Source organism: Mycobacterium pseudokansasii (assembly GCF_900566075.1).
GTDB lineage: Bacteria > Actinomycetota > Actinomycetes > Mycobacteriales > Mycobacteriaceae > Mycobacterium > Mycobacterium pseudokansasii.
In genome coordinates, this window is record NZ_UPHU01000001.1 from 503,382 (window position 1) to 528,558 (window position 25,177).

A 25,177-nucleotide genomic window follows, 5' to 3' on the forward strand; every position below is an offset into this window, starting at 1 on the left:
ACGGGACCGGCGGCCAGCGACAAGAGCGGGAATCTGGCGAAGGTCCTGGTAAACGTGGAGCCGATGACGGGAATCGAACCCGCGTATTCAGCTTGGGAAGCTGATGTTCTGCCATTGAACTACATCGGCGTGGTTGCTTCAGAAGGCTAGCATCCGGGTCATTCCATCACTCCCAGGCAGTACAGGATCAAGAATCCGGCGAAGAACATCACCGCCATCCAGGGCCGCTCCGGCGTCTCGTGCGCCTCGACCAGCAACTCCTCGACAACCAGCCACAGCAGCGCCGCCGCCGCAAAGGCCAACACGAGGGTGAGGACGTCGGCACCGGCGCCGCCGAGCACCAGCGCGCCCAGCACGGCCCCCGCCGCGGTGACCAGGCTGACGCCCCCGGTGATCACCGCGGCCCGCACCCGATGCACTCCCGAGCCGGCCAAACGCAGCGCCACCGTCAGCCCCAGAAACAGCACCTCGACCGTCAAGGCGATCGCGATGATGACCGCGGTCCGTCGAGACACGGTCGCGCCGGTTGCGACAAGCAACCCGTCGATGAAGAGGTCGACCGCCACCACGGCGAGAAACCCGATGGGCAAGACACCGCCAGAAACCTTGAGGTCAGCGGAATGCTCGTCGCCGTCGAAATGCCGCAGCCCGATCAACACCGCGACGCCCGCGCTAAAGCCCACGACGATCAGCCACAGCGAACCCCGGGCGCGCAGATTCGGCAGTACCTCACCGGCCACTGCCGCCATGACCACCCCCGCCGCGAAATGCTGCACGCCACTGACGAGTGCAGGCGACGGGCTCCGCACCACCGCGACCACGCCGCCGATGATCCCGGCGACAACGGGGAAGGCGACCAGGGACGCGGCCGTCGTCACGATGCTGATGCCAACCTCCCGGGTCCGGTCGAAAATGTGTCATCGCGCAAGCGCGCAGACCGCAGATCAAGGAGCATCATGTCGCAGGTACTGGTCACCGGATTCGGAGCGTACGGCAACACTCCGGCCAACCCGGCGCAGCTCACCGCCGCGGCACTCGACGGTCGTGTCATCGCCGGCGCGACGGTGATCATCCGGATCGTGCCAAACGTGTTCTTCGAGTCGATCGCCGCAACGCGGCAGGCCATCGCCGACATTCGGCCGGAGGTGGTGGTCATGTTGGGCGAATATCCGGGGCGCGCCATGATCACTGTCGAGCGACTCGCACAAAACATCAACGATTGCGGGCGATACGGGCTTGCCGACAACGCCGGCACGGTTCTGGTCGGAGAGCAGACGGACCCGGCCGGCCCCGTTGCCTACCATGCGACGGTACCGAGCCACGCCATGGTCGTCGCCATGCGCGAGGCCGGCGTGCCCGCCGACGTCTCCGATGCCGCCGGAACGTTCGTCTGCAACCACCTGATGTACGGCGTCTTGCACCACATCGCGACGAACGCCCTGCCGATCCGCGCCGGCTGGATGCATCTGCCGTGCCTGCCCAGCGTTGCCGCCCTGGAGCGCAACCTCGGTGTTCCGAGCATGTCCGTGGAAACGGCGGTCGCCGGGGTGGCTGCCGGTATCGAGGCCGCGGTTCGACAATTGTCTGATATCGGCGAACCCGTGCGGTCTCGATTGCAGATCTGACATCACTACTGGTAGCCGCGCCTTTGCCGGTGCGCTCTGATAAACCGCTGGTTTACGCGAAGAATAATTTCCTATATAGGGGATGTTTATTGTTTCGTGATCTCGTAGAGTGCGTCAGGTGGGAAGGCACTCGTTAGCCCGGGAACGGCGAAGGTCGCCAGCAGTCCTGGCCGCTGTCCTGGCCCCAGCTGCTGTTTTCTTCGCGGTGGCCGGCGATGTCGGTCCCCTCGGCGCGCGTGTTGTCGACCAGGGTGACGGGCCCTGCTGCCTGGAGATAGTGGCGGCCACTCCGCCGGCTTTGGTGTCGAGAATGCCTGGTAGCGAGGCGGGCACGGGTTTGGGAAGCGGTCAGTTCGCTGCGGCATCCCGGTGGCGGGTCGACACCCGGTCCCGGGCACTGCCGCCGGGGGCTGCCCCAGAGCAGGGCCTTCAGGTCAAGACCATCCTGGTGGCTCGCAGTATCAGTGCGCTGTTCCCCGAGATCCACGAAATCGGCGGCGTTCGAGCGGACGCGTTGCGGTGGCATCCCAACGGTTTGGCGCTTGACGTGATGATTCCGGATCCGGGCAGCGCCGACGGTATTGCGCTGGGTAATCAGATCGTCGGCTACGTGTTGCTGAACGCAAGCCGATTCGGCATACAGGATGCGATTTGGCGGGGCGTCTATTACACGCCCGAAGGCGCACGGAAGTCCGGTGCCGGCCATTACGACCACGTCCACATCACCACCACCGGCGGCGGCTACCCGACCGGCGAGGAAATCTACCTGCGCTGAGCTCAGCGCCAGCCGGCTGAGGCCGCGCGCCGCTGAGCCGACACGAGCCGCTGCGCCGCCACCGGCAGCTACGCTCGTCGGGTGCTGCTCTCTGACCGTGACCTCAGAGCCGAAATCTCCGCCGGACGACTGGGCATCGACCCATTCGACGACAGCCTGGTGCAGCCGTCCAGCGTCGACGTCCGGCTCGACTGCCTGTTTCGGGTCTTCAACAACACTCGCTACACCCACATCGACCCCGCCAAGCAACAGGACGAGCTGACCAGCCTGGTGGAGCCGGCCAAAGGAGATCCGTTCGTCCTACACCCTGGCGAGTTTGTGCTGGCCTCGACGTTGGAGCTGTTCACGCTGCCCGACGATCTCGCCGGACGGCTGGAAGGCAAGTCGTCGCTGGGCCGGCTGGGACTGCTCACCCACTCCACCGCCGGCTTCATCGATCCCGGCTTCAGCGGCCACATCACGCTGGAACTGTCCAACGTCGCCAACCTGCCGATAGCGCTGTGGCCGGGAATGAAGATCGGCCAGTTGTGCATTCTGCGATTGACCAGCCCGGCTCAGCATCCGTACGGGAGCAGCGGTGTCGGATCCAAGTATCAAGGTCAGCGCGGCCCGACGCCGTCGCGTTCCTATGTGAACTTCATACGTTCTACATAGCTTCGGGCCGGCTCCCGGCATTGTTTGTCGGACTAACATCTTTCTTGGGCGTGTTCTCCTTCGTCCACCGCCGGTCGCAAAACCTTGGGAGGGGTTTTGGACGTTGTACTTGGCATTTCGATGGCACCGGCCGCGGTTCGGATGTCGTTGGTCGAAGGCCAAGACGGTGACGGCCTGATCGTCGAAGAAGACACCTTCCCCGTCGGCCCGGACCCGTCCACCAATAGCGCACCCGACCAGGTGATCGCCGCGATTCTGGGCACCAGGGAGGGCGCGGTCGAGGCCGGCTTGCGACTTTCCTCCGTCGGCGTGACGTGCCCCGACGACACGTCGGCTGCGGCACTGCGCGACGCACTGGCCGCCCACAAGCTCGACAACGTCATGCTGGTTTCGGCGTTTCTGGCTGCGGCCGCGTTGGGGCAGGCGGTCGGCGGCGCCGTCGGCTACGACCGGACGGCGGTGTTGTTCGTCGAACCGGACATGGCGACGTTGGCGGTGGTGGACACCGCCGACGGGTCGGTCAGCGAGGTGCGCCGGCAGCTGCTTTCCCAGGACGACGACACGGCGGTGGCCGAGGTGGTCGACCTGGTCGCCGGCGTCGAGTCGATGCCGTCCGGTCCCGACGGTGTCTACGTGGTGGGCACGGGCGTCGACGTTTCCCTGATCAAACCCGCGCTCGACGCGGCGACGTCGCTGACGGTAAGCGTGCCGGAGGAAGACGAGATGGCCCTGGCTCGGGGTGCGGCGCTGGCGTCGGGCAACGCGCCGTTGTTCGCTTCTTCCACCGCGGCTCTGGCCTATGCGCAGGATCTGCCCGATCCCGACCTTCTTCGCGATGAGTTCGTCGCAGGCTCCGTGCCCGACGACTCTGCCGACCGCCGGTCGGCCCTGTTGATCGGCAGTGCGGTCGCGGTGATCGCCATCGCCGCGGTGGTGGCGCTCGAAGTTGCCCTGGCGATCAACATCCGTCCGACCGTCGCCTTGCTGCCCAAACCCAGCGAGAACCATCTCGTCACGCCGCCGGAGCCTGCTCCCGCGCCCCCGCAGGTCGCGGCGGCTCCGCAGCCGAAGATCGACCTGCCGCGACCCGCTGGGGCACCCCGAGCCGCAAGCCCGCAACCGCCGGCTCCATTGCCTGCGGCCTCTGTCCCGGAGGCTCCGGTTCTACCGGCGTTACCGGTGCCGGTGTTGCCGGCTCCGGAGGTTCCGATTCGGCAGGCTGCGCCGGCGCGTGATCCGGCGGTCGTGGTGCCGCCCCTGCTGCCGATCCTGGTGCCCCCGGTCCTTGCGACTGGTCCCGAGACGCTGCTGCGCCCGCCGGTGCCAAAGGCCCCGGCGCAAGTGCCCCGGCCCCAACCGCAAGCGCCTGCGCCGGGCGTTCAGGTTCCGGCGTCGCCGCCCCGAGTCGGGAGCCCGGGTCCGCGCAAGCCGGTCCGACAACCTCCTCCGGCCTTGAGGCCGTCACCTAAACCGGGGCATAGCCCCGGTGGTGGTGGTGCCGGTGTCCCCGGTCGAGGCGGGCTGTTCGGCGGCGGCCCAGGCGGCAAGGGGCCGGTCGGTGGTAAGGGTCCGGTCGGCGGTAAGGGTCCCTTCGGTGGCGGCGGCCACGGCGGTGGCGGCCACGGCGGCTTCGGCGGCGGGCACGGACCCAAATAGCAAACTGCGAACTGTCGGACTCAGCACTCCTGGCGGGCGATGGAGCCACGAGTCTTGGGCGTCGCAGCAAACCAACTCCGGGAGTAGTTGCGGGCCGCGAGTAAGATTGAAATGCGGGTTGGGGACCCGGAGCAATGTTCGCAGTCACGTATCCGCGACGATGCAAAAGACTATATGGGGGAGCTTTGGACACCGTACTTGGCGTGTCGATGGCGCCAAACGCAGTCCGGATGGTGCTGGTCGAAGGCGAAAATGGCGACGGCGCACTAGTTGACCAGGACGAGTTCGACGTCTCCGGCGACGGGGATGGGGCGACTGTCAGTGCGGCCCAACAGGTGGTCTCGGCAATCCTCGGTACCAGGGAAGGTGCCTCTGAGGGTGGCTACCAGCTGGCCTCGACCGGTGTGACCTGGCGGGATCCGGCCCAGGCCGCTGCGCTGCGTGAGGCACTGGCCAACCAGAAAATCGAAAAGGTCGTGCTGGTCTCGGCATTCTTGGCCGCGGCGGCCCTGGCACAAGCGGTTGGCAACGAGACCAACTACGCCCACACGGCGCTGCTGTTCATCGAGCCGGAGACCGCGACTCTTGCGGTGGTCGACAGCGCGGATGGCTCGATCGCCGACATCCAGCGACAGCTGCTTTCCGACGACGACGACACCGCGGTTGCCCAGTTGACCGAGCTGGTCTCCAGCGCCGAAAGCCTGGAGACACATCCGGACGCCATATTCGTCGTCGGCTCCGGTGTCGACATCCCGATGATCAAGCCGGCGCTGGAGACCGCGACCGCGCTTCCGGTGACCGCGGCGGAGGAACCCGATACTGCGCTGGCCCGAGGCGCGGCACTGGCCTCGGCTAACACCCCCCTCTTCGTGTCGTCGACGGCCGCGCTGGCCTACGCACAGGACCCCGGTACCGGCGCGCTGGACCCCTACCGGCTCGACGCCGCCTACTTCAACGACGTCTCCGACAGCGTGGAAACAGGCGAGGGGCCGTTGGCTTACAGCGCCGTCCCGGACAGCGTCGTGCCCGACAGTGCGGTCCCCGATGATCAGCCGGAGCGCAAGCCGTTCCCGGTGCTCGCGAGCATCGTGACGTCGATCTTCGTCATTGGTGTTGCGGCCCTTGCGCTTTCGCTGGCCGTCAGTATCCGGTCGTCAACCGACGTCAAGCCCGACCCCGGGCACAACGTCGTGACACCGTCGGCGCCGGCACCGGCAGCCCACGCTCCCGCGCCGACACCGCAAGCCCCCGCGCCCGCACCGCAGGCTCCCGCACCGGCGCCGGCCCCGCAGGCTCCGGCGCCGGCACCGCAAGAGCCCGCTCCGGCTCCACAGGCTCCCGCACCGGCTCCGCAAGAGCCCGCTCCGGCGCCACGGGCTCCCGCACCCGCGCCGCCCCCGGCTCCGGTTCCGGAGGCTCCGGCCCCTGCCCCGGCGCCGGTGCCCATCCCCGTGCCCGTGCAGATCCCGGTCCCTATTTTTGGTCCCCCCGGCGGTGGCGGGGGCTTCCCGGGCGGCGGCGGCCATGGCGGCGGCCATGGCGGCGGGCACGGTCGCGGCGGGTTCAACATCCCATTCGTCCCCGGCTTCTGATTTCGCCGGATAGCCGTCATCTGCCGTTCAGCGTCGCGATGTGGCCCGCTCATCGGGGGCACCTACACACGGTGGTATGCGATGCAGCGTTTTCGGCACCGGCTATCTGGGCGCCACCCACGCCGTCGGCATGGCGGAGCTGGGGCACCAGGTCGTGGGGGTCGATATCGATCCGGGCAAGGTCGCCAAGCTGGCCGGCGGTGACATTCCGTTCTACGAGCCCGGTTTACGAAAGCTGTTGCGCGACAATCTGGCTGCTGGCCGGCTGCAATTCACCACCGACTATGACATGGCCGCCGAGTTCGCCGACGTGCATTTTCTCGGCGTCGGAACACCGCAGAAGCGAGGTGAATACGGTGCGGACCTGTGCCATGTCCATGCCGTGATCGACACGCTGGTACCGCGTCTGAGCAGGGCGTCGGTCCTGATCGGCAAGTCGACGGTCCCGGTTGGGACCGCCACCGAGCTGGGCCGTCGGGCCGCCGCGCTGGCGCCGCCGAATGTGGCCGTTGAAATCGCGTGGAACCCGGAGTTCCTGCGCGAGGGCTTCGCAGTCCACGACACCATGAATCCGGATCGCATTGTGCTTGGTGTGCAGGATGATTCGATACGCGCTGAAGCGGCGGTCCGCGAACTGTACGGCCCGCTGCTGGACGCCGGGATACCGTTATTGGTGACCGATCTGCAGACCGCAGAGCTGGTCAAGGTATCCGCCAATGCCTTTCTGGCAACCAAGATCTCATTCATTAACGCGATCTCCGAAGTTTGCGAAGCTGCGGGCGCCGATGTGAGTTTGTTAGCCGACGCGCTTGGATACGACCCTCGCATCGGACGCCAATGCCTCACCGCCGGTTTGGGTTTCGGTGGCGGATGCCTGCCCAAGGACATCCGCGCGTTCATGGCCCGCGCCGGCGAACTCGGTGCCAACCAGGCGCTGACGTTCCTGCGCGAAGTAGACAGCATCAACATGCGCCGGCGCACTCGCATGGTCGAGCTGGCAACAATTGCGTGCGGTGGTTCGCTGCTGGGTGCCAACATCGCCGTGCTCGGCGCGGCATTCAAGCCCGAATCCGACGACGTGCGCGACTCGCCGGCGCTCAACGTCGCGGGCCAGCTGCAGCTCAACGGTGCTGCGGTCAACGTGTACGACCCGAAGGCCCTCGACAACGCAAACCGGGTGTTCCCCACCCTGAACTACGCGGTTTCGGTTGCGGAGGCATGTGAGCGCGCCGACGCCGTGCTGGTGCTTACCGAATGGCGTGAGTTCGTCGACCTCGATCCCGACGATCTGGCCAACCGAGTGCGGGCCCGCGTTATTGTCGACGGCCGCAACTGCCTCGACGTCGCCCGCTGGGAGCGCTCGGGCTGGCGGGTGTTTCGCCTCGGTTCACGGCGATTGGACCGCTGAAAGGGCCAAATAGATTGGAATTCGCCTTGGAGAGTAACCAGCGCAAGTACTCCCGGTCACATAGCAGGCCGAGACGCCGCCACAGCGCGGGGTTGTCGGCGCATGGTGTGGCGTGGCAGTCGATCGCGGCCCGCTGTCGCGCGCGATCAACCTCGATCACGATGTCGAACTCACCGCGACCGCGCACCCCGAACGGGGCACCGAACTAGACGTTGGGCTCAGCCGCAACCTCGTGTGGCAGCGCGCAAGCCAACACGGGAATACCGGATGCCGACGCCGCGCAGCGAGTTCCTCGCATCTCACCTCGCCAGGTGTCGGTCGGTCTGGCCGGGCGTGGAGGCCTCGCCATGGGTGAAGCACAACGCTCGAACGCGTGTGCCCTGCGTGGTGAAACCGCGCAGAACCGCCGCGAGCCCGAAGGACTCGTTGTCCGGTTGAGCGAACACCGCGAGCACCTCGCGAGCGCGAGGCAGGCAACGGCGGACGTTGCCTGAATCGGGTCACCAGCCCAACGCGGTAGGGACCCGCCGGCCGTGCCGGGCGGTGAATAGGTAAGTGCGTTCGAACGCTCGCTTCGCCCACAACCAGCGGCGCCCCTTCGAGATCGTGGGGATCGTGTCGCGGGGTGGCCGGACGGGGTCGACGGACATGTAGATGCCTTCATCGCCCATATCCATCACGCAGCGCGCGCGAAGTTCGGCAACCGTTGCCTCGCCGCCGGTGATTCTGGCGACGATGTCTGCGGCAGCAACCGTGGCCATCTGCTCGGTCATGTCTCCGGTCTTGGGGAAATTGACCGGCACGGGTGTCGGGGCGACCGGTGGCATGGCTGTCGCGACGCCGATCGCGTAGACGCCGTCGGCATCCGGATGCCGGTAGCGCTCGTCGACGGGGACGAAGCCATTGGGGTTGGCCAAGCCGGGGCTGTTCGCGACCGCCGCAACTCCGGCAAGGGGTGGAATCACCATCGACAGCGCCGACGGGATCGACCCTGACCCAGCCACCTCGACCGCGTCGACACCAATGCCGGTCACCGCGGCCGAGGTTTGGTACGGGATATCGCGTTCGTCCAGTGCGCCTTCCAGCATCTGGCGGATGGCCCCCGCACCGCCCATGCCCATGTGCCCCAGAAATGGCTCGGGGGTGACGAAGGTGATCGGCACCTGGTGCCGCAATCGCCGGCGTCGCAGCAGATGGTCGATTTCGAACGCGAATTCGTAGGCCGGGCCGATGCAGCTTGCTCCCGGTGCGGCCGCGACGACGACGGGTCCGGGTTGGTGTAGCAGGTGGGCGATCGCCTCGTTGAGTTCTTCGGCCTCCGGTGCCGACATCAGTGAATGTCCCGGGCCGTCGAAGGGTCCCAGGCCCGGCACCTTCTCGTTGGCGCTGCGGTGCCCGGTGGCCACCACCAGGAAGTCGTAGCGATAGTCGCCTGCACCGGTGCTGACCGTCTTCTTCGCCGCGTCGATGCGTTCAACACTGTCGCACACAAAGTCGACGTACTTGCGCGCGAGCACGGGCGCGAGCGCGAAGGAGATCTCGTCCACGTTGCGGCGTCCGATCGCCACCCAGGGCAGCGACGGGATGAAGACGAACCGGCTGTTCTTCGAGATGAGGGTGATCTTTACCTGGTCCGGATCCAAGTGGTGACGCAGTTCGAAAGCAGCGGTCAGTCCCCCGAAAGATCCCCCGACGATCACGATATGGATAGCCATGGCCCTTCCCTTCTTGAAATCAGACGTTGATGACCTGGTCGGCCCAGGCGGTCCAGTCGGCCAGCTCGGCCATCGTGGAGCGGTGGGCGCCTTCGATCAGCCGGTCGTCGGGCAAGCCGCGTGCGTCCATGCACGCGCCGCAATTGCCGATCACCCCTCCCTTCTCGACGAGCGCCGCGGTCATCGCTGCGAGGTTGTAATAGCCCGGGGGGACGCGCTGACCGGCGGTGACCGAGATGACCGCGTCGGCGAAGTTGAACACCCGCACCTGGTCGGACGGGTCGGAATCCAGCAAGCTGCGCGCCCATCGGATGCCGTTATAGGTGCGCTCGGTGCCATACGGCGGATCGTGCAGGACGAATAGGTACTTCATCGGGTCCTCTCCAGATGACGTGGCAGGTTATCCGTGGCTGGTGTCTTACGATGTAATTCCAAGCAACAATAGATACCATATTCCAATTAATAATGGAGAAGCAACATGACAAGGCAATCCGATCGCAAGGCGGTGCTGTTCGAGCAGATCGCGCGGGTGGGTAAGGCGCTGGGCAATGGCCGGCGACTGCAGATCCTGGACCTGCTGGCTCAGGGGGAGCGCACCGTCGAAGCGATCGCAACGGCGACCGGGATGAATCTGACCACCGCATCGGCGAATCTGCAGGCGCTCAAGAGCGGTGGACTCGTCGAAGCCCGTCGCGACGGGACGCGTCAGTACTACCGGTTGGCCGGGGACGACGTGGCGAGGTTGTTCACGCTGGTGCAGGCCGTCGCCGATGCGCATCTGGCCGATGTGGCGGTCGCGGCGGCGGCAGCCCTCGGTTCGCCCGAGGATGCCATCACCCGTACCGAACTGCTGCGCCGCCGTGACGCCGGTGAGGTGACGCTCGTCGACGTGCGACCGCGTGAGGAGTATTACGCCGGGCACATCCCCGGCGCTATCAACATTCCGGTAGCCGAACTGGCCGACCGGCTCGCTGAACTACCGGCCGATCGTGACGTCGTCGCTTACTGTCGCGGCGCCTACTGCGTCATGGCCCCCGACGCGGTCCGGATCGCTCATGCAGCGGGCCGGGCGGTAAAGCGACTCGACGACGGCATGCTCGAATGGCGCTTGGCCGGATTGCCGATCGACGAGGGTGCGCCAGTGGCGAGCTGATGATTTCGCCACTGGGCGTCGCCGTGCAGGCCACCGATGTGCGCGGTTCAGTGATGCGCGGCGTCTGTCCACCTTGCTCACGTCGACAGGTCCGGCAGTTCGGCAATCGACGCGATGGTCGCATCGACTTCGGCTGCGGTTGTCGGTCGGCCCAGGCTGAACCGGATCGCCCCGATGCCAACCTCTTTGGGGACGCCCATCGCGGCGAGCACCGGCGACAGTGCCACGAGGCCGGAATGGCAGGCCGAACCTGTCGACGCCGCGACACCGGGCAACCCGGCGAGAATGTCGGCCCCGACATGACCGATGAAGCCGACGTTGACAGTGTTGGGCAACCGATGATGCGGATGACCGTTGAGCACCACCCGACTGCCGTACGTCTCATGCAGTGCCTGCCAAAGGCGATCACGCAGCACGCGCACCCTGGCCATGGCGGTGAGGTCCTGGGCCAAGGCGCAGGCTTGGCCCAGCCCGGTGGCAAGCAGTGCGCTTTCGGTGCCGGCGCGGCGTCCGCTCTCATGGCCCTTGCCGGCCGGCCTGCCCAATGGTCGCTGGAAGGCTTGCCGAAGGCCTCGTGAAGCAATGGGCTCATAACGTCGGCCACCATCGGGTCGATGGGGGTGCTCGCGTTGTAGTCGAGGTAGATCTCAGTCATCAAAGTTCGCCTCGTCTGTGGCAAGAGCCAAACGGCCCGGTGCTGGGCGGTGGTGTCGGCGTGTGCTGTGGTCCGTAGGTGCGCCCCCAAGCCGGTGGAAGCCGGCGTCGCCGCGATGAGCAGTAGTGCCGCGTTGACGCTGCCCGTAGTGACGGTAGGAAAGTCCGATCCACAAACCGACGCAGATCGCGCCCACCGCAAGGATCCGACGCTCTGTCAGCAGAACGATGAAGACGTTTGCCACGTGGGGATTTCGTAGTTGAGCAGACTTTCCGACGACATCCCTTTGGCAGCGGTGAGGTACCGGTCGTCGATGTCGTCGACAACCCGGCAAGCCGTTGCCCCGCTGCCAGCACTTACCAGATCACCGGGGACCGGTGTCGGCGCTAGAGCGTTGCTTGGGCAAGCGAATCCCAGGAATGAGCATGGGTACGCGATCGCGGTACTTCCGGTAGTCATCGCCCAGCGATCGGCTCAGATCATGCTCTTCGATCGGCACGGCGATCAAAATGTAGGCAGTTGTCGCTACCGCGAACAACAGATGGCCGACGGTCATCGTCGGTGTGGCCCAGAATGCCACGATGAAGCCCAGCATGATCGGATGCCGCACCAGCCGATAGAGCAGGTGGGTGCGGAATTCGACTGCACTGTACGAGCGTTCTCGTGACGCCAGGTAGACCTGTCGCAGTCCGAACAGGTCGAAATGGTTGATCATGAATGTCGATGTGAGCACGATGATCCAGCCGAGCCAGAACAATGTTTGTAGCGCAACGCGCCCGGGCGGCCAGCCGACATTCCAGATGGTGGTGGGCATGGAGCGCCATTGCCAGAACAGAAGAAGCAGCAGCAGGCTCGACACCAGCACATAGGTGCTGCGCTCGATCGTCGCCGGGATCAGCCGTGTCCACCACCGCTTGAACGCCGGTCGTGCCATAACACTGTGCGGCACGGCGAACAGGGCAAGCAGAACGATGTCGACCGCAAGCGCCGCGAGGGTAGGCGCTGTGACGCCGTTGTCGATCGTGCGTGGCACGACAAGGTTTCCCACGAAACCGATCGCGTACAGAAATGCCGCCAGGAAGACCACATAGCAGATCGCTCCGTAGCCGACTATCAGCAGCCTTGACATGGTGTCCTCCTTATTCATTCGATCTCGCGACTGCGGTCGCTTACCGGTCGCTGCAAGCCGCCACTCGGGGAAGCCCTCGGTCAGGGGGCGCGTGCGACGTCCATGCGCATGCGGCACCCTGACCGCCGCGTTTGCGTGTACGCAGTACGGCCCTCGGCAGTACGCGACATAGTTCTTGTCAAGGGGGAGTTCGGCGATGCGGGCACCGATGTCGGCGACCGGCGTCGAAACCGCTCCCGTGATATGTCCGGCCGAATACTCCTGTTGTGGGCGCGCCTCGAGCAGCACGACGTCGCCAGTGGCCATCCGCTGATCCAGCTCATCAGGTGTTACCGGCTCGAGACGGTCGCGATCGTCCAGGAAGTCGGCCAAAAGCCCGGCTGCCTCGGCCAGGTGGTGCTCCGCGGTCTCACGCAAGGCCAGCATCAGGCGGTGACTTGGGGCCAGGACGCGTAGTCGATGGACAGTACATTCCGTCGTGCTGCCACCAGCTGGGCCCGGCGTACTGGGAGTCCGGTGGCGGTCGCGAGCGAATCAACAGTGCACTCACCTGGCGCTGGGACATCGATGATCTCGAGGCGATGCCCGCTGGAAATGGCCTCGCCAATGTGGACGGGCTCTGCGCATAGCCGATCTCTAAAGTCACGCTCGGCCCCGTGGGCGATCGTCACCGTCCCACTATAGTCCAATAATCGCTAATTCAATAGAATTATTGATCAGTCAGTGGTTGCCGCAATCGACGAGCAAACCGCGGGGGCGAAGGATCTGTGATGCACTTCTTCTCCGCGAGCTGGTGGAGAGTCTGGCTGCCGGCTGGGATCCTGCAAGACGCGCCCGCCTTCCAAGAAGGTGAGCTGCCCCGGCGGCTGTGGCGCATCATCGTCACCAAACCGGGCGCTGCGGGGTAAGCCGCAGGCGCGCACCATGTTTGGGGACGGTGGTGATGTTGCGGACCAGCGGAGTCTCACTCTTGGTCGGTTCCGCGGCGGTGATGGTGAACTGGCGGAAGATCTCTTGCAGGATGACGACACCCTCGGTAAGTGCGAACCCGAAGCCGAGGCATCGGCGCACTCCCCCGCCGAAGGGGAGCCACGTGTTCGGCGCCACGTTGCCGTCGAGGAAGCGGCTGGGACGGAACTCGCGTGGATTGGGGTGTGATTCCTCGCTCGCGTGGGCCAGCAGGATCGACGTGTTGACCACCGCCCCCGCCGGGAGTCTCCAGCCGCCGATCTGCCTCGGGACGGTGAGTTTCCTTGCGGTGGAGACAATTACCGTGTGCCGGCGCATCCCTTCTTTAAAGACCGCTTCCAGAAAGCCGTCGTCGTCGCCGACCGCTGCGTTGATCACCTGGCTTTGGATGTCCGGCGCCTGGGCGATTTCCCAGAGTGTCCAGGACAGCGCCGCGGCGGTCGTTTCATGGCCGGCCAGCAGCAAGGTAATGAGCTGGTCGCGGAGCTCGGCATTCGTGAGCGGAATCGCGGACGTGTCTTTGGTTTGCAGGAGCCGGGACAACACGTCGGTGCGGGCATTGAGGTCTGAAGCGACACGGCGGGAAGCGATTTCGCGGTAGAGGATCTCGTCGATCTTGCGTTGGTTCTCCACAAAGCGCCTCCACGGATTCACGCGTTTGAGGGAGGGGTACCGAAGCACTGCGAGGATCACGGGATGGATGTTGACGATGTCTTGTAGACGAATGGTCAACTCGTCCTTGACGTTTGGGTCGGCGACCCCAAACACCACCCGCAGGATGACGTCGAGGGTGAGCGCGTTCATGCAATCAAGACTGTTGATGTGCTCGCCGGCGGGCCAGCGCGCGATGTGCTCCCGCGCGATGGTGGCGATCATGTCGCGGTATCCGTGCAGTGCGGCCCGGGTGAACGCAGGCACGAGCAGCGATCGCATCCGCGCATGCTCGGCTTCGTCGGTCATCAGCACCGAGTGCTCGCCCATGACAAAACTCAGGATCTTGTTGCCTTCACCGGCGTGCAGCGTCTTGGGGTCTGCCGTGAAAATCTCTTTGATGTGTTCGGGACGGGAATAGACGACGAGGTCGTTGGCGTACGGGGGCACCCGCAGCGAGAACACATCGCCGTACTTGCGGTGCATCGCCGGCAAAAACCATTCCCGAAACTTCAGGTACAGCACGCTTTGTACAACCGGGGGTAGCGACGGCCCCGGAGGCAGGCTCGCGGTCACCGTGCGGCCTGGCGCTGCGCCTCGGCGCCCGGCCAGGCCACGTCGTTGTCGCACGTCAGGTCCTTCCACTGCGGATTGATCCGCAGACCCCGGTGACTGATATCGCACAAACGCACGACGTCGCCGCGCGCAGGTTGCCGAAGAGGTACGCAAGTTCGTCGCGCAGGCCGCCGTCGCCGTTGACCACCCTGATGACGCGGACCAACTCGATAGGCATGATGTCCTTAAACAAATGTTTGATTGAAACGATTGTTTATCACGATACGATGCTTTGGTGCAACAGCAGCGAACGAGCCGCGACAAACTGCTGGACGGTGCTCTTACCTGCCTGCGCGAACGCGGTTACAGCAACACCAGTTCGCGGGACATCGCGCGTGCCGCGGGGATGAACGTCGCGTCGATCAATTACCACTTCGGCAGCAAAGGGGCTCTGCTCGACGACGCACTCGGCCGCTGCTTTACCACCTGGAACGAGCGGGTCCGGGACGCGTTCGATCAGTCCGCAGCCACCGGTCCCGCCGAACAGATCCGGGCTGTTCTGGAAGCCACCGTCGATTCGTTCGAGCAGATTCGTCCCGCTGTCTACGCATGCGTCGAGTCCTACGCGCCGGCGGTGCGCTCAGCGGTGCTCCGGGAGCGCCTTGCTGCCGGATATGCCGACGTACGTCAACATTCGGTCGATCTAGCTCGCGCTGCTCTCGCGAACACCGGGTTCAAACCACCCGGGAACCTCGCCGCCATCGTCTCGGTTCTGATGGCCGTCATCGATGGCCTCATGATCCAGTGGATCGCCGACCCGTCGGCCACCCCGCGATCGGCGGAGGTACTGCAAGCACTGGTCGACATCGGCAACGTCACGTCGCAGTCGCCGTGAACCATACAACCGCCGGATGGTCCGACCTGCGCTCGATGCAGACGTCGACAAAGCCGGCGGCGCGGAGCCACGCCACCGTGTCGTCAGTGGTGGGCACGCGGTAGATCACGGGGTCGAAACGCCCTGCGAGCGGTAGGTCATCGGACAGGGAGGTCAGGACGAGTCGGCCGCCCGGCCGCAGTACCCGAGCGATGTCGGCAAGGCTGGCGCGGGGATCCGGCCAGAAGTAGAAGTTGTGCACGCTGAGCACCTTGTCCAGGCTGCGGTCAGCAACCGGCAGGGTTATTCCATCGCTTTGATAGAGCGAAATGAGCCCGGCGGCAATGGCTTTCGCGTTATGTCGGGTGGCGATTGCGATCATGGTCGGGGAAACTTCGACGCCGATCACCTCGGCGCCGGCGGCGGCGAGGTGCCCAAGGGTTCGGCCGGGGCCAAAGCCGATCTCGCAGATGCGCTCACCCGGTGCTGGCGCCAGGATCTCGACGGCGACGCGATTGACGCCGGCGGTCTCGGTTCGCCAAATCCGTCCCAGTAGGCGACCGAATGCACCGCGGGGCCGCGCCGCCTGACTGGACAGGTACCGTCGGGCCGGTGCTGTGAGGGCCATGAGGCGACCTCCTCGATTGGAACGGCTATCTGGCAGCGGTGGTGGCTCGAGCGACGAATTCGGCGAGGGTCGCCGCGACCGCATCGTCGCTGGGTCCGGCGATTGACCCGGACTTCGGTGCCGGGTCAAAGTGGCGGTGAACTGCCCACAACGCGCAGAGTTCGACGATGGTCCGTGCGACCACCGGCGCGGGGCCGGGCAGACTCAGATGGCCGGCGCGTTCGCGGTGTACCAGGTATGCCTGGACCGCATCGACCTGGGCATCCCGCCCGGTGCCGAACCACACCTCTGCCAGGTCGGGGAGCTCGGGGGCGCACCGGTCAACCAGTTTGAGCGCGATCCGGTGGCGGGCCAGCCGGCTGTAGAGATCGGTGACGATGCCGGCGACCTCGGTGCGCGTGTCCGCAGCTGCTGCATCGGGCGGTAATGAGTCGCGTAGCGCCTGCGTTAGCCGCATGTCGGCGATCTCGGCGATCAGACGCCCTGAAACCAGCGCTGCGATCTCGCCTTCTTTTGGGGCCGGCACGGGGAGGTCGGTCGTCGGGGGCGGGGTCTCGTGAGCGTCGCCATAGCGCACCGCCGCGGCGAATAACGCGGCTTTCCCTTGAGCGTATCCGTACAGGGTGCCTTTGGCTAAGGCGAGGGCGTCTGCCACGTCCTGCACCTGCGTGCGCTGGTACCCGTGTGTGATGAACACCCGCGCCGACGCAGCGACGACCGCGGGGAATCGGTCAGGCGGGATCGTGCGGGCCACGGACTGAGCATAAAGTGACCGACTGAGTCAGTCAACTCCAGGGTTGGGACGGAGGAACTTCGTGCGGACCTCTTAGGTCGTATGTGCTTATCCAAAGCGTTGTGGAACAGACCATGAAGTTGCTGTCGTGCACGACCCTCCCAACGGCGCCAACAACAAGCTCATCGGGTGGTGGGCGCCTCAGTTGCTCGGCGCGGCCCGAGGCCAACCCGATCATCAACGTCGAGGAAGAAGGATTCAGGGTCATGAGCAAGACAGTTCTCATTCTTGGTGTCGGTGTCGGCGGCCTCACCACCACCGCTGGCATTATCCGCCGGCTGCTGCCATCTGAGGATCGAATCATTCTGGCGCACAATAGCTTTGATGGTACGCTGGGCTTGTCGGTGCTGTGAGTTGTGGGGGGTGGCCCGAGGGAACTGCGCGCGAAGGATGCGCGGATCCGCCGCGATCCACCCGGCCTCGCTGAGGCCGGTTTACCGCGCCGCGGCCGACCGCACGTGTGGCCGAACCACCGCGAGCAGGTCAGGGCGTCGACGTGCCATCGTCGAAATGCAACGTCCTTGGATGCGGAATCGAACTGCGTGATGGCCTTTCGGGTTGGAAACCGATGCCCCGATCCTTGAGCATCGCCACCAAAGCCTCGCCGACCTCGGGTCCCGCGACGGGCATCGGCAGCGGATCGGGTGTGAAGGTGTCGATGTGTACAGCTCCGTACGCGGATCGATCGCCGAGTTGGGCGGCCATGAGGAACGTCACCCCGACCGGCGCGGCCGGCACTTGAACGACACCCCCGCTACCGGCACCGCGATCCGACGCGTCGACCCCTGTCCACTAGGGTCGACGGCGTGTGGACTATCGGTGACGCGACTGTGCTGACGCTGCCGAATGGTAAGCCGCTGCCCAAGGCGGCGGTGTTCGCCCAAGCCCAGGCTGAAGTTGTTGCGCACGGTGTCGCCCGCCATCGCGGCGATGACGTGCCGGAGCGCTTTATCACCGGGGAGGGTGCCTGCTATGTCGAGACCGGTGATCACCAGGGAGCTAAGGGCGAAGGCAATTTCCTGTGCGCACCCGTACCTTTGGTGACCCTGTACCCGCCCTCGGCGGCGTTTCACCACGAGAAGGTTGCCCAAGAGCGGGCGTGGCTGGACCGCTGGAGGAATGCGCTAACGTCGGCATCGTGATCGACGGCCAAGAGGGTTATCCGCTGGTTGCGCCAAAGGACTTCGACGCACCTTCGGTGTTTCGCCCGGCGAATCTGCTGCGCGAGGCGCGTCGTCAGAAGTCCTTGCCGGACAAGGCTGTTCCGGCGGTGTGCGTTCTCGATCCTGATGGTGACATGGTGCGCCACCTGGAGCGCGCCGGCACCGGATACCGGCACGCGGGCTGGGCCTGCTACCACACCGACATGTGGGTCACCCGGGTCGACGGGCTTGAAATCGGAGTTGTCGGCATGGCTGTCGGTGCGCCGTTCGCGGTGTTAGTCGCCGAGCAGCTAGCCGCCTCGGGCGCATCATTGACCGTGAGCATCACGTCCGCAGGACGCATTAGCGGCAACGAGACACCACCGTATTTCGTGCTCATCGAACGGGCGCTTCGCGACGAAGGAACCAGCGCGCACTACGTTGCGCCTGCTGAATGGAGCTATCTCGCCGAGGAACTCCAGGACAAACTTCGTAATGTCTTCGACAGCAACGGCATCCACGTAGTCGCGGGAAGTTCCTGGACGACCGATGCTCCCTACCGGGAAACCGCATTGGCAATCAAAGAAGCCGAGCGACGCGGAATCGCATGCGTCGAGATGGAGGCCGCGGCACTGTACGCCTACGCCGCTGCGGCGCACCAGAAGGTCGTCTGTCTGGCGCATATCACCAACACCATGGCCGTAGCCGGCGACGATTTCGAAAAAGGCGCCGACAACGGAGTCAACGTTTCGCTCACGGTTGCCTATGCCGTCGCGACTGCGATTCTTGGCTCTGACCGGCCTGAAGGGTCTTGACCGCCAGTGCCATGCCGGGGGTGAGTACCCTGCGGTCACATCAGTTGCGGCAGCGGCTAATGCGCGTGTAGCACGCACGAGCTGGGAACAGCGGTGGCTGCCCGGACAGGCGGTTGGGCCGTCGCGCTCCCAGACCGGAACCGCGCAGTCGCACCAAGAATTCATCAAGCATCCGTGCAGCGTCGGCCGCGAATATCTGCTTGTCAACCAAGTGGCCGCGTGGCGGCCAGCCGACGAGGTAGGTACCGAACATGACCAACGCCACTCCGGCGACGGCGTTCCCACAGGATGTCTGCGCGCGGTCGATGACCATGAACGGCTTTGCGGTCGTGGCGTTGGTGACGAGTCTGCTGGGGTTGCTGTATGTGAGCATTCCCCTCGGCATCGTCGCGCTCTACCAGATCGCCCACCGCCGGCAGCATGGTCGCGAACTTGCGATAGCCGCTTTGGTGATCTCCGCATGGTGGCTGTCGTCTTCCCTGATCGCGATTGCCGTCGCAATACTGCTGGTCTGGCGCACCCGTCCGGTTCGCCAGGCGCGCTGAGACGTCCGCCGCCGCGTTACCAGGGTCGGGCGCAGCAGTGCCGGGCTCGCCGAGCATCGCGTCAACTGCACCGGTGCAAGCGGTAGGCAACTTCCGGCAACGCCGGGCAGCGCGATGACCGAACTCCGGGCTGGGGATCAGTTCGGGCCGCGAGTAGCGTGACCGCCGTGGACTACCCGTCGGCATATCTTGACCAGACCCGGGCATTTGGCGACCTCTTCCGCAACGCCGACCAATCGACGCCGGTGCCGACATGCCCGGGATGGAACCTCGGACAGCTGTTCCGCCACGTCGGGCGTGGGGACCGCTGGGCGGCGCAGATCGTGCGTGATCGACTAGACAGCTTCTTGGACCCGCGCAGTGTCGAAGAGGGAAAGCCCCCAGCCGATCTCGACGGCGCGATCACCTGGCTGCACGGTGGAGCACAGCGTCTCGTCGATGCCGTCGAGCAGACCGGAGCGCAAACGCCGGTGTGGACCTTCCTCGGTCAGCGCCCGGCGGGCTGGTGGATCCGGCGCCGGCTGCACGAGGTGGCGGTGCACCGGGCGGACGCCGCGGTCGCCGTCGGGAGCGACTTCACACTCGAGCCGGACATCGCGGCCGACGGGATCAGCGAATTCTTGGAGCGGATTGTCGTCCAGGCGGGCGGCGACGGTGCTGCCCCTCCGCTCGAGGGGAGCGACACTTTGCATGTGCACGCCACCGATCCGGGCCTTGGCGCCGCCGGTGAATGGACCATCGCCGTCGACAATGGCCGGATTTCCTGGTCGCACCAGCACGGCAAGGCGACCGTGGCGCTGCGCGGCCGCGCCGCCGAGCTGCTGCTGGCGATGGCGCGCCGAGTTCCGGTCGCCGACACCGGTATCGAGGTGTTCGGCGACGATGCCGTGTGGCGGAATTGGCTGGACCGTACGCCTCTTTAGACTGGCAGACCATGACGACGTCGGAAATCGCTACGGTGCTGGCTTGGCATGACGCATTGAATGCCGGTGATATTGAGATGTTGGTGTCGTTGTCAAGCGACGACATCGACATCGGCGACGCGCACGGGGCGGTGCAGGGTCATGAGGCGTTGCGCCGGTGGGCTGATTCGGTGACGACGACGGTCGAGCCGGGGCAGATGTACGTGCACGAGGGGGTGGTGGTTGTCGAACAGCAGTTGGTGGACCGCGACGATGTCGGGTCCGTCGAGACCGTCGCATCGGCGTTCCGCGTGGTCCACGACCACGTGACCGCGGTCTTTCGGCACGACGACTTGGCGGCGGCGCTGGCGGCTACCGAACTCACCGAGGAGGACTCGGTCGATTGAGGAGCTGCTGATGCGTGGAATCATCTTGGCCGGTGGTTCGGGAACCCGCCTGTACCCGATCACCAGGGGTATCAGCAAGCAGTTGTTGCCGGTCTATGACAAGCCGATGATCTACTACCCGTTGACCACTTTGATGATGGCCGGCATCCGTGACATCGAACTGATCACAACCCCGCACGATGCGCCCGGTTTTCACCGCCTGCTCGGCGACGGCAGGCACTTGGGGGTCAATATCAGCTACGCCACCCAGAATCGTCCCGAGGGACTGGCACAGGCCTTTGTCATCTGCGCGGATCACATCGGCAGCGATTCAGTTGCACTTGTGTTGGGGGACAACATCTTTTACGGGCCAGGTCTGGGCACCAGTTTGACCAGGTTCCAATCCGTCAGTGGTGGCGCGATTTTCGCTTATTGGGTGGCCAACCCGTCGGCCTACGGGGTGGTCGAGTTCAGCGACGAGGGCATGGCCGTGTCGCTGGAGGAAAAGCCGGCCACGCCGAAGTCGCATTATGCGGTGCCGGGGCTGTACTTCTACGACAACGACGTGGTCGAGATCGCCAGAGGTTTGACGAAATCCGCGCGTGGCGAATATGAGATCACCGAGGTCAACCAGTTCTATCTCGATCAGGGTCGGTTAGCGGTGGAGGTGCTGGCCCGCGGGACGGCGTGGCTAGATACCGGCACATTTGACTCGCTGCTGGATGCCGCCGACTTCGTCCGGACGCTGGAACGCCGGCAGGGACTCAAGGTCAGCATCCCTGAGGAAGTGGCGTGGCGGTTGGGCTGGATCGACGACGAGCAACTGGAACGCCACGCCCGCAGCCTGACCAAATCCGGATACGGCAGCTACTTGCTGGACCTGTTGGAGCGCAACTAATTTCAGCGAGTTTGGCCGGTGGCGGCGGCGAGGTTCGGCGCCTCCTCCGTGCGTGAGGACGGTTGTCGATCTGTCGGGTTCAGGCGGTACGCATTTGCCCCCTCTGAGCGACAACCTCAGGCGCGCAACGGATTTTGTCGCGCATAGTCGGGCAACGTGTTGACGAGTCAAGCAACGCCCCCGAGCTCCGTGTGAGCGCGATTTCGTAACCCGTCGTAGGGTCCACGGCGCTCGGCGCGATCCCGCACGCTAGGAGCACCCCGGCCAGGTCAGCGCCCGGTCTGCCGAACATGCACGCCATGGCGTACTGTTTACACAGCATATATTGTAGAAAATAGATAGGCGCGAGATGACCGACCAGGCCCCTGATGTCCAAAGCTTTCCTGGCGAGCGTCGCAGCGCGGTCATGCCTGTTGATTCGCCGGGAACGGCTACCGCTGCGCGCGGTGACGGAGAGCTGGCCTTCGGCTACCGCGCCGAGCTGCGCCTCGCTGAGAACATTGTCAACCCGGAGACCTGGGCCGGCGGTATAGAAGACAAGCGGGCGATCGCCCCGCGCCTGCGTGTCGGTCGTGACAGGTGGCTGAACCTACTGTGGTTGATTCCCATCGGGTTTGCCCTGCTGGTCGCGGCGGTCGCAGTGGGCAAAGGGCTGCACAACATGCCGGCCGTCCAGGCGTTCATCCAGCGATATCCCGGCACCCATGTCCCGTCCGGCGTCGGCCCGGGCATTCCCGCCTGGGTGGGCTGGTCGCATTTCTTCAACCTGTTCTTGATGATGTTCATCATCCGCTCCGGAATTCAGATCCTGTGCGATCATCCACGGCTGTATTTCAGTCGCAATGCCACGCCGGGCAAGGACGAGTGGCTGTGCGTGGCAAAGCCGGTGCCGGATGACCCGCTGTGGACGGCCAAGGATGATTCAGTTGCCCTGCCCCGTCAGCTGGGATTACCCGGAATTCGGCATTCCATTGGGCTGGCGCGGTGGTGGCACCTGGGCATCGACGTCTTGTGGCTGCTGAACGGCGCGGTCTTCTATGTGCTGCTGTTCGCCACCGGCCAATGGCGGCACATCGTGCCTACCAGCTGGGACGTCTTTCCCAACGCCGCGTCGGTAGCAATTCAATACCTGTCGTTGAGCTGGCCGGTAGACAACACATGGGTCGCGTATAACGCGTTGCAGCTGCTGGCGTACTTCACCACCGTGTTCATCGCCGCACCGCTCGCCCTCATCACCGGTCTCGGAATGTCGCCGGCCCTGTCAATGCGTTTCACCGTGATCAGTAAGCGGTTCAGCATTCAGGCCGCGCGCTCGCTGCATTTTCTGGTGCTGGTGTATTTCCTGTTCTTCATCCTGAGGATGTCCCGAGTTCCGTGGAACTTCGGTGGCGGTCCGGTGAGCATCAGGCTGCGCTCACCACGTCATTGTGCACGATGGGTGCGACAGGTTCGGCGAATTCCCGCTCGAGTGCGGCGCGCAGCGCCGGTAGGTGCAGGTGGCCGTTGACGCGGCGGAACTGCTTGCCGGCCTCGACCATGCCGGCCGCACACCAGCGCAGCGCCATCTTGCCGTCACGCCAGCGCTTGACGTTGCCGGCGTGTTCACGACACACCGAGATCATCGACTCGATGGTGTTGGTCGAGCGCACGGTGCGGGCCAGGGCGGGTGGCACACCCAGGCGCAGCACGGTCAGCGTCTCCTCGAGCCCTTCGCGCAGGGACGCGGCCGCGCCGGAGTGGGTGCGGTCCAACTCGGTGGCCAACGCCTGCAGCGCGGCCTGGGCCTCCAACGCCGACTCGGCGTGGTAGGCATCGGTCATCCTACGGCCTACAATGGACCGAAGTCGTTGCGGCAGATGATCTTTGACATTCCTGACCTTGTGGATTTGGCAGCGTTGGATCACCGGGCGCTCGAGCACGTCGACCACGGCTTTGCGCAGCGCTTTGGATCCGTCGATGCCGACCAGTATCGGGCGGGCCACATTCAGGCCGCGGTCCCGCAGGCCCACCAGCAGGTCGCTCACCAGGGTCGCGTTCTCGGTGGAGCCCTCCACCACCGCCAACGGGTGCTTGACGCCGTCGATGTCGATGCCCAACGCGACCACGCAGCACGACTCGGCGAAATGCACGCCGTCGACCATCAGCGCCACCACATCCAGCCCGGACAGGTCCTTGGCCAGCAGCTCGGCCAGCGCGGTTTCGGTCATCGCCACGAACTTCCGCGATACCGCAGACTTGCTTGTGGCAGAGGCAGTTTCATTCACCTGCTGACCGACGGGCTCAAGCCCAACCGGGTAACGCCGAGTGGACAGCCCAGCCAGCATCTTCTCCATCGCCATCCGTCCCAGGATCTCGGTGGACGAAAACAGCTCATAGGAGGCCACCGGCAGCTCGCCGGACCCGTCGACGGCACGCACCCGCGGACGGCTGACCGGCACGCGTCGCCCACCAAGGGTCACCGAGCCGTTCTCATGGCCGTGTCGCACCGCGGTGCGTGCCGGATCGTGTTTGCCTTTCGGCCCGGCAGCTGCGGTCACGTCGGACTCCATCAGAATCTGCATCACCTGCAGCCCCGCTCCGATGGCCAGCGCCAGCAACCCCTCGGACATGTTTCCGGCGATCTCGGCCATCGCCACACTGACGTGCTCTGGAATCGCGACCATCGTCGCGTCTTCGGCCCTGTCCTGACTACTGTTCTTCATTGGTGGTCCCCTTCTCGATGGTGTTCTTGGCGGAACGCCCGACACCTACCACACGGCAGGTCACGAGCGGGGGACCGCCACCTCAATTTCTACGAGACCCGGGACAACCTCCTTCATCCTCGTCCACGTCACGCTGGTCTTCGCCACCGAGGCATTGCGCAATCTCAACCACATGTTCGCCGCCCGCGACGACAATGGCTGGGTCGGGTTCTGGATCTTCGCGGCAGCCATGGTCGTGGTAGCCATCGGCTGGGTGATGGCCACGCCGTTGACTTTTCGCCATCCCCGTACCGTGCAGCGAGTTGGTTACGCGCTCATCGGGCCGCTGCAGCGGTTGTTTGAGTACACCAATTTCAAGCCCGGTGCGTTCACCGAGAAGGACATCTCGCCGTACTTCTGGCACAACGGCACCTACCCGGAATCGGTTGAGTACAAAGAATTGGAGAAGAACAACTTCGTGGATTGGCGACTGCGGGTCTACGGTCTCGTCGAGAACCCCACCGAGTTCTCGTTGGCCGACTTGCGCGACCTGCCCTACCACGAACAGATCACCCAGCATTTCTGCATCCAGGGTTGGTCGGGTGTCGCGAAATGGGGTGGCGTGTCGATGCGGACGATCATGGATATCGTCAAACCGCTGCCGGAGGCCAAATGGGTGGTGTTCTACTCGCTAGGGCCCGGCGCCGACGGCGGGATCTACTACGTGGCCCATCCGATCCAGCAGATGAGCCACCACCTGACCATGCTGGCTTACGACATGAACGGCGAGCCGGTGAGCTACGGGCATGGAGCACCGCTGCGGCTGCGTAATGAATTGCAGCACGGCTTTCGGCACGTCAAGTGGCTCAAGGGTATCGAGTTCGTCGCGCATTACTCCGAACTCGGTAGCGGCTACGGCGGCTACAACGAAGACCATGAATTCTTCGGGCGTCATCAGACCATTTAGGGCAACCGG

The 25,177-nt window shown here is 65.0% G+C and carries 25 protein-coding genes, 1 tRNA gene and 6 pseudogenes; 18 read left to right on the plus strand and 14 right to left on the minus strand.

Features of this window, described 5'->3' with window-relative positions; all coding sequences use genetic code 11:
- Window positions 1-55 precede the first annotated feature (55 nt).
- Together EET10_RS02300 and EET10_RS02305 are read right to left on the minus strand one after the other, a co-directional pair.
- A tRNA-Gly gene (locus tag EET10_RS02300) sits at window positions 56-129 on the minus strand.
- A 29-nt stretch (window positions 130-158) separates the two neighbouring features.
- Window positions 159-914, minus strand: a complete 756-nt coding sequence (locus tag EET10_RS02305; protein ID WP_099187951.1) for a ZIP family metal transporter — start codon at window positions 912-914, stop codon at window positions 159-161.
- A 42-nt stretch (window positions 915-956) separates the two neighbouring features.
- On the opposite strand from EET10_RS02305, the gene pcp reads away from it, so the two are divergent.
- From pcp to EET10_RS02335, 6 genes are all read left to right on the plus strand, one after another.
- Window positions 957-1,625, plus strand: coding sequence for a pyroglutamyl-peptidase I (gene pcp / locus EET10_RS02310; RefSeq protein ID WP_036398969.1), 669 nt, complete (start codon window positions 957-959; stop codon window positions 1,623-1,625).
- Window positions 1,626-1,743: 118 nt separating this feature from the next.
- Window positions 1,744-2,400 (plus strand): VldE C-terminal domain-containing protein, encoded by a 657-nt coding sequence (locus EET10_RS02315; protein WP_122501874.1) that lies wholly within the window; start codon window positions 1,744-1,746, stop codon window positions 2,398-2,400.
- A gap of 81 nt (window positions 2,401-2,481) precedes the next feature.
- Entirely contained in the window at window positions 2,482-3,054 is a 573-nt protein-coding gene (gene dcd / locus EET10_RS02320) for a dCTP deaminase (RefSeq protein WP_036398966.1), read from the plus strand.
- Between the two features lie 96 nt (window positions 3,055-3,150).
- A complete protein-coding gene (locus tag EET10_RS02325) occupies window positions 3,151-4,710 on the plus strand; it encodes a DUF7159 family protein (protein ID WP_244601813.1) in 1,560 nt (519 codons plus the stop codon).
- Between the two features lie 134 nt (window positions 4,711-4,844).
- The gene (locus EET10_RS02330) at window positions 4,845-6,302 is read left to right on the plus strand and encodes a DUF7159 family protein (protein ID WP_423793615.1); all 1,458 of its coding nucleotides are present in this window, start codon (window positions 4,845-4,847) and stop codon (window positions 6,300-6,302) included.
- 76 nt (window positions 6,303-6,378) lie between these two features.
- Window positions 6,379-7,710 carry a UDP-glucose dehydrogenase family protein gene (locus EET10_RS02335; protein ID WP_036398965.1) on the plus strand — a complete coding sequence of 444 codons (1,332 nt, stop codon included), beginning with the start codon at window positions 6,379-6,381 and terminating at the stop codon, window positions 7,708-7,710.
- Window positions 7,711-7,744: 34 nt separating this feature from the next.
- Here EET10_RS02335 and EET10_RS31890 read toward each other — a convergent pair.
- From EET10_RS31890 to EET10_RS02350, 3 genes and pseudogenes are all read right to left on the minus strand, one after another.
- Window positions 7,745-8,183, minus strand: a pseudogene (locus EET10_RS31890) (PIG-L family deacetylase); the annotation flags it as partial.
- A gap of 27 nt (window positions 8,184-8,210) precedes the next feature.
- Entirely contained in the window at window positions 8,211-9,425 is a 1,215-nt protein-coding gene (locus EET10_RS02345) for an NAD(P)/FAD-dependent oxidoreductase (RefSeq protein ID WP_036398962.1), read from the minus strand.
- 19 nt (window positions 9,426-9,444) lie between these two features.
- Window positions 9,445-9,798 (minus strand): DsrE/DsrF/TusD sulfur relay family protein, encoded by a 354-nt coding sequence (locus EET10_RS02350; RefSeq protein WP_036398960.1) that lies wholly within the window; start codon window positions 9,796-9,798, stop codon window positions 9,445-9,447.
- Between the two features lie 105 nt (window positions 9,799-9,903).
- Between EET10_RS02350 and EET10_RS02355 the strand changes: the two genes are divergently transcribed.
- Window positions 9,904-10,578 carry an Rv0324 family HTH-type transcriptional regulator gene (locus EET10_RS02355; RefSeq protein ID WP_063468366.1) on the plus strand — a complete coding sequence of 225 codons (675 nt, stop codon included), beginning with the start codon at window positions 9,904-9,906 and terminating at the stop codon, window positions 10,576-10,578.
- 77 nt (window positions 10,579-10,655) lie between these two features.
- Here the strand turns inward: EET10_RS02355 and EET10_RS02360 are convergent, their stop codons facing one another.
- The 3 genes and pseudogenes from EET10_RS02360 to EET10_RS31895 form a co-directional block, all read right to left on the minus strand.
- Window positions 10,656-11,123 carry an aminotransferase class V-fold PLP-dependent enzyme gene (locus EET10_RS02360; RefSeq protein WP_051490231.1) on the minus strand — a complete coding sequence of 156 codons (468 nt, stop codon included), beginning with the start codon at window positions 11,121-11,123 and terminating at the stop codon, window positions 10,656-10,658.
- A gap of 474 nt (window positions 11,124-11,597) precedes the next feature.
- On the minus strand, window positions 11,598-12,362 hold the full coding sequence (gene mddA, locus EET10_RS02365; RefSeq protein WP_036398956.1) for a methanethiol S-methyltransferase: 765 nt from the start codon (window positions 12,360-12,362) through the stop codon (window positions 11,598-11,600).
- 117 nt (window positions 12,363-12,479) lie between these two features.
- Window positions 12,480-12,788: pseudogene (locus tag EET10_RS31895) on the minus strand (rhodanese-like domain-containing protein); the annotation flags it as partial.
- 344 nt (window positions 12,789-13,132) lie between these two features.
- Here EET10_RS31895 and EET10_RS29440 point away from each other — a divergent pair.
- The gene (locus EET10_RS29440) at window positions 13,133-13,270 is read left to right on the plus strand and encodes a hypothetical protein (RefSeq protein ID WP_167480117.1); all 138 of its coding nucleotides are present in this window, start codon (window positions 13,133-13,135) and stop codon (window positions 13,268-13,270) included.
- On the opposite strand, the gene EET10_RS02375 is transcribed toward EET10_RS29440, so the two are convergent.
- On the minus strand, window positions 13,245-14,594 hold the full coding sequence (locus EET10_RS02375) for a cytochrome P450 (RefSeq protein ID WP_063468370.1): 1,350 nt from the start codon (window positions 14,592-14,594) through the stop codon (window positions 13,245-13,247). The genes EET10_RS29440 and EET10_RS02375 overlap by 26 nt on opposite strands.
- A 19-nt stretch (window positions 14,595-14,613) precedes the next feature.
- Entirely contained in the window at window positions 14,614-14,775 is a 162-nt protein-coding gene (locus tag EET10_RS29445; protein WP_167480118.1) for a hypothetical protein, read from the minus strand.
- A 57-nt stretch (window positions 14,776-14,832) separates the two neighbouring features.
- Between EET10_RS29445 and EET10_RS02380 the strand changes: the two genes are divergently transcribed.
- Window positions 14,833-15,432 carry a TetR/AcrR family transcriptional regulator gene (locus EET10_RS02380; RefSeq protein WP_036398950.1) on the plus strand — a complete coding sequence of 200 codons (600 nt, stop codon included), beginning with the start codon at window positions 14,833-14,835 and terminating at the stop codon, window positions 15,430-15,432.
- On the opposite strand, the gene EET10_RS02385 is transcribed toward EET10_RS02380, so the two are convergent.
- Both EET10_RS02385 and EET10_RS02390 read right to left on the minus strand, forming a co-directional pair.
- Window positions 15,413-16,039, minus strand: a complete 627-nt coding sequence (locus tag EET10_RS02385; RefSeq protein ID WP_036398948.1) for a class I SAM-dependent methyltransferase — start codon at window positions 16,037-16,039, stop codon at window positions 15,413-15,415. The genes EET10_RS02380 and EET10_RS02385 overlap by 20 nt on opposite strands.
- A 25-nt stretch (window positions 16,040-16,064) precedes the next feature.
- Complete coding sequence (locus EET10_RS02390) at window positions 16,065-16,793, minus strand: TetR/AcrR family transcriptional regulator (protein ID WP_122501875.1); 729 nt, start codon at window positions 16,791-16,793, stop codon at window positions 16,065-16,067.
- 101 nt (window positions 16,794-16,894) lie between these two features.
- Between EET10_RS02390 and EET10_RS32125 the strand changes: the two genes are divergently transcribed.
- Window positions 16,895-17,185 carry a hypothetical protein gene (locus EET10_RS32125; protein WP_051490230.1) on the plus strand — a complete coding sequence of 97 codons (291 nt, stop codon included), beginning with the start codon at window positions 16,895-16,897 and terminating at the stop codon, window positions 17,183-17,185.
- An 84-nt stretch (window positions 17,186-17,269) separates the two neighbouring features.
- Here EET10_RS32125 and EET10_RS02400 read toward each other — a convergent pair.
- Window positions 17,270-17,605, minus strand: a pseudogene (locus EET10_RS02400) (NAD(P)/FAD-dependent oxidoreductase); the annotation flags it as partial.
- A gap of 6 nt (window positions 17,606-17,611) precedes the next feature.
- Here EET10_RS02400 and EET10_RS02405 point away from each other — a divergent pair.
- The 7 genes and pseudogenes from EET10_RS02405 to EET10_RS02445 all read left to right on the plus strand — a co-directional run.
- Window positions 17,612-17,974, plus strand: a pseudogene (locus tag EET10_RS02405) (NAD(P)/FAD-dependent oxidoreductase); the annotation flags it as partial.
- Window positions 17,932-18,789, plus strand: a complete 858-nt coding sequence (locus EET10_RS02410; RefSeq protein WP_244601814.1) for a nucleoside phosphorylase — start codon at window positions 17,932-17,934, stop codon at window positions 18,787-18,789. The pseudogene EET10_RS02405 and the gene EET10_RS02410, both read left to right, overlap by 43 nt.
- A gap of 251 nt (window positions 18,790-19,040) precedes the next feature.
- Complete coding sequence (locus tag EET10_RS02420) at window positions 19,041-19,334, plus strand: DUF4190 domain-containing protein (protein ID WP_081260806.1); 294 nt, start codon at window positions 19,041-19,043, stop codon at window positions 19,332-19,334.
- Window positions 19,335-19,501: 167 nt separating this feature from the next.
- The gene (locus EET10_RS02425) at window positions 19,502-20,257 is read left to right on the plus strand and encodes a maleylpyruvate isomerase family mycothiol-dependent enzyme (protein ID WP_036399656.1); all 756 of its coding nucleotides are present in this window, start codon (window positions 19,502-19,504) and stop codon (window positions 20,255-20,257) included.
- A gap of 11 nt (window positions 20,258-20,268) precedes the next feature.
- Window positions 20,269-20,643 carry a nuclear transport factor 2 family protein gene (locus EET10_RS02430; protein WP_036398942.1) on the plus strand — a complete coding sequence of 125 codons (375 nt, stop codon included), beginning with the start codon at window positions 20,269-20,271 and terminating at the stop codon, window positions 20,641-20,643.
- Window positions 20,644-20,653: 10 nt separating this feature from the next.
- Window positions 20,654-21,520 carry a glucose-1-phosphate thymidylyltransferase RfbA gene (gene rfbA, locus EET10_RS02435; RefSeq protein ID WP_036398940.1) on the plus strand — a complete coding sequence of 289 codons (867 nt, stop codon included), beginning with the start codon at window positions 20,654-20,656 and terminating at the stop codon, window positions 21,518-21,520.
- 406 nt (window positions 21,521-21,926) lie between these two features.
- Window positions 21,927-22,877 (plus strand): annotated as a pseudogene (locus EET10_RS02445) (cytochrome b/b6 domain-containing protein); the annotation flags it as partial.
- 46 nt (window positions 22,878-22,923) lie between these two features.
- On the opposite strand, the gene EET10_RS02450 reads toward EET10_RS02445, so the two are convergent.
- Window positions 22,924-24,222, minus strand: a complete 1,299-nt coding sequence (locus EET10_RS02450) for an IS256 family transposase (protein WP_036398936.1) — start codon at window positions 24,220-24,222, stop codon at window positions 22,924-22,926.
- A 112-nt stretch (window positions 24,223-24,334) separates the two neighbouring features.
- Here EET10_RS02450 and EET10_RS02455 point away from each other — a divergent pair.
- A pseudogene (locus tag EET10_RS02455) lies at window positions 24,335-25,168 on the plus strand (molybdopterin-dependent oxidoreductase); the annotation flags it as partial.
- Window positions 25,169-25,177: the final 9 nt, after the last annotated feature.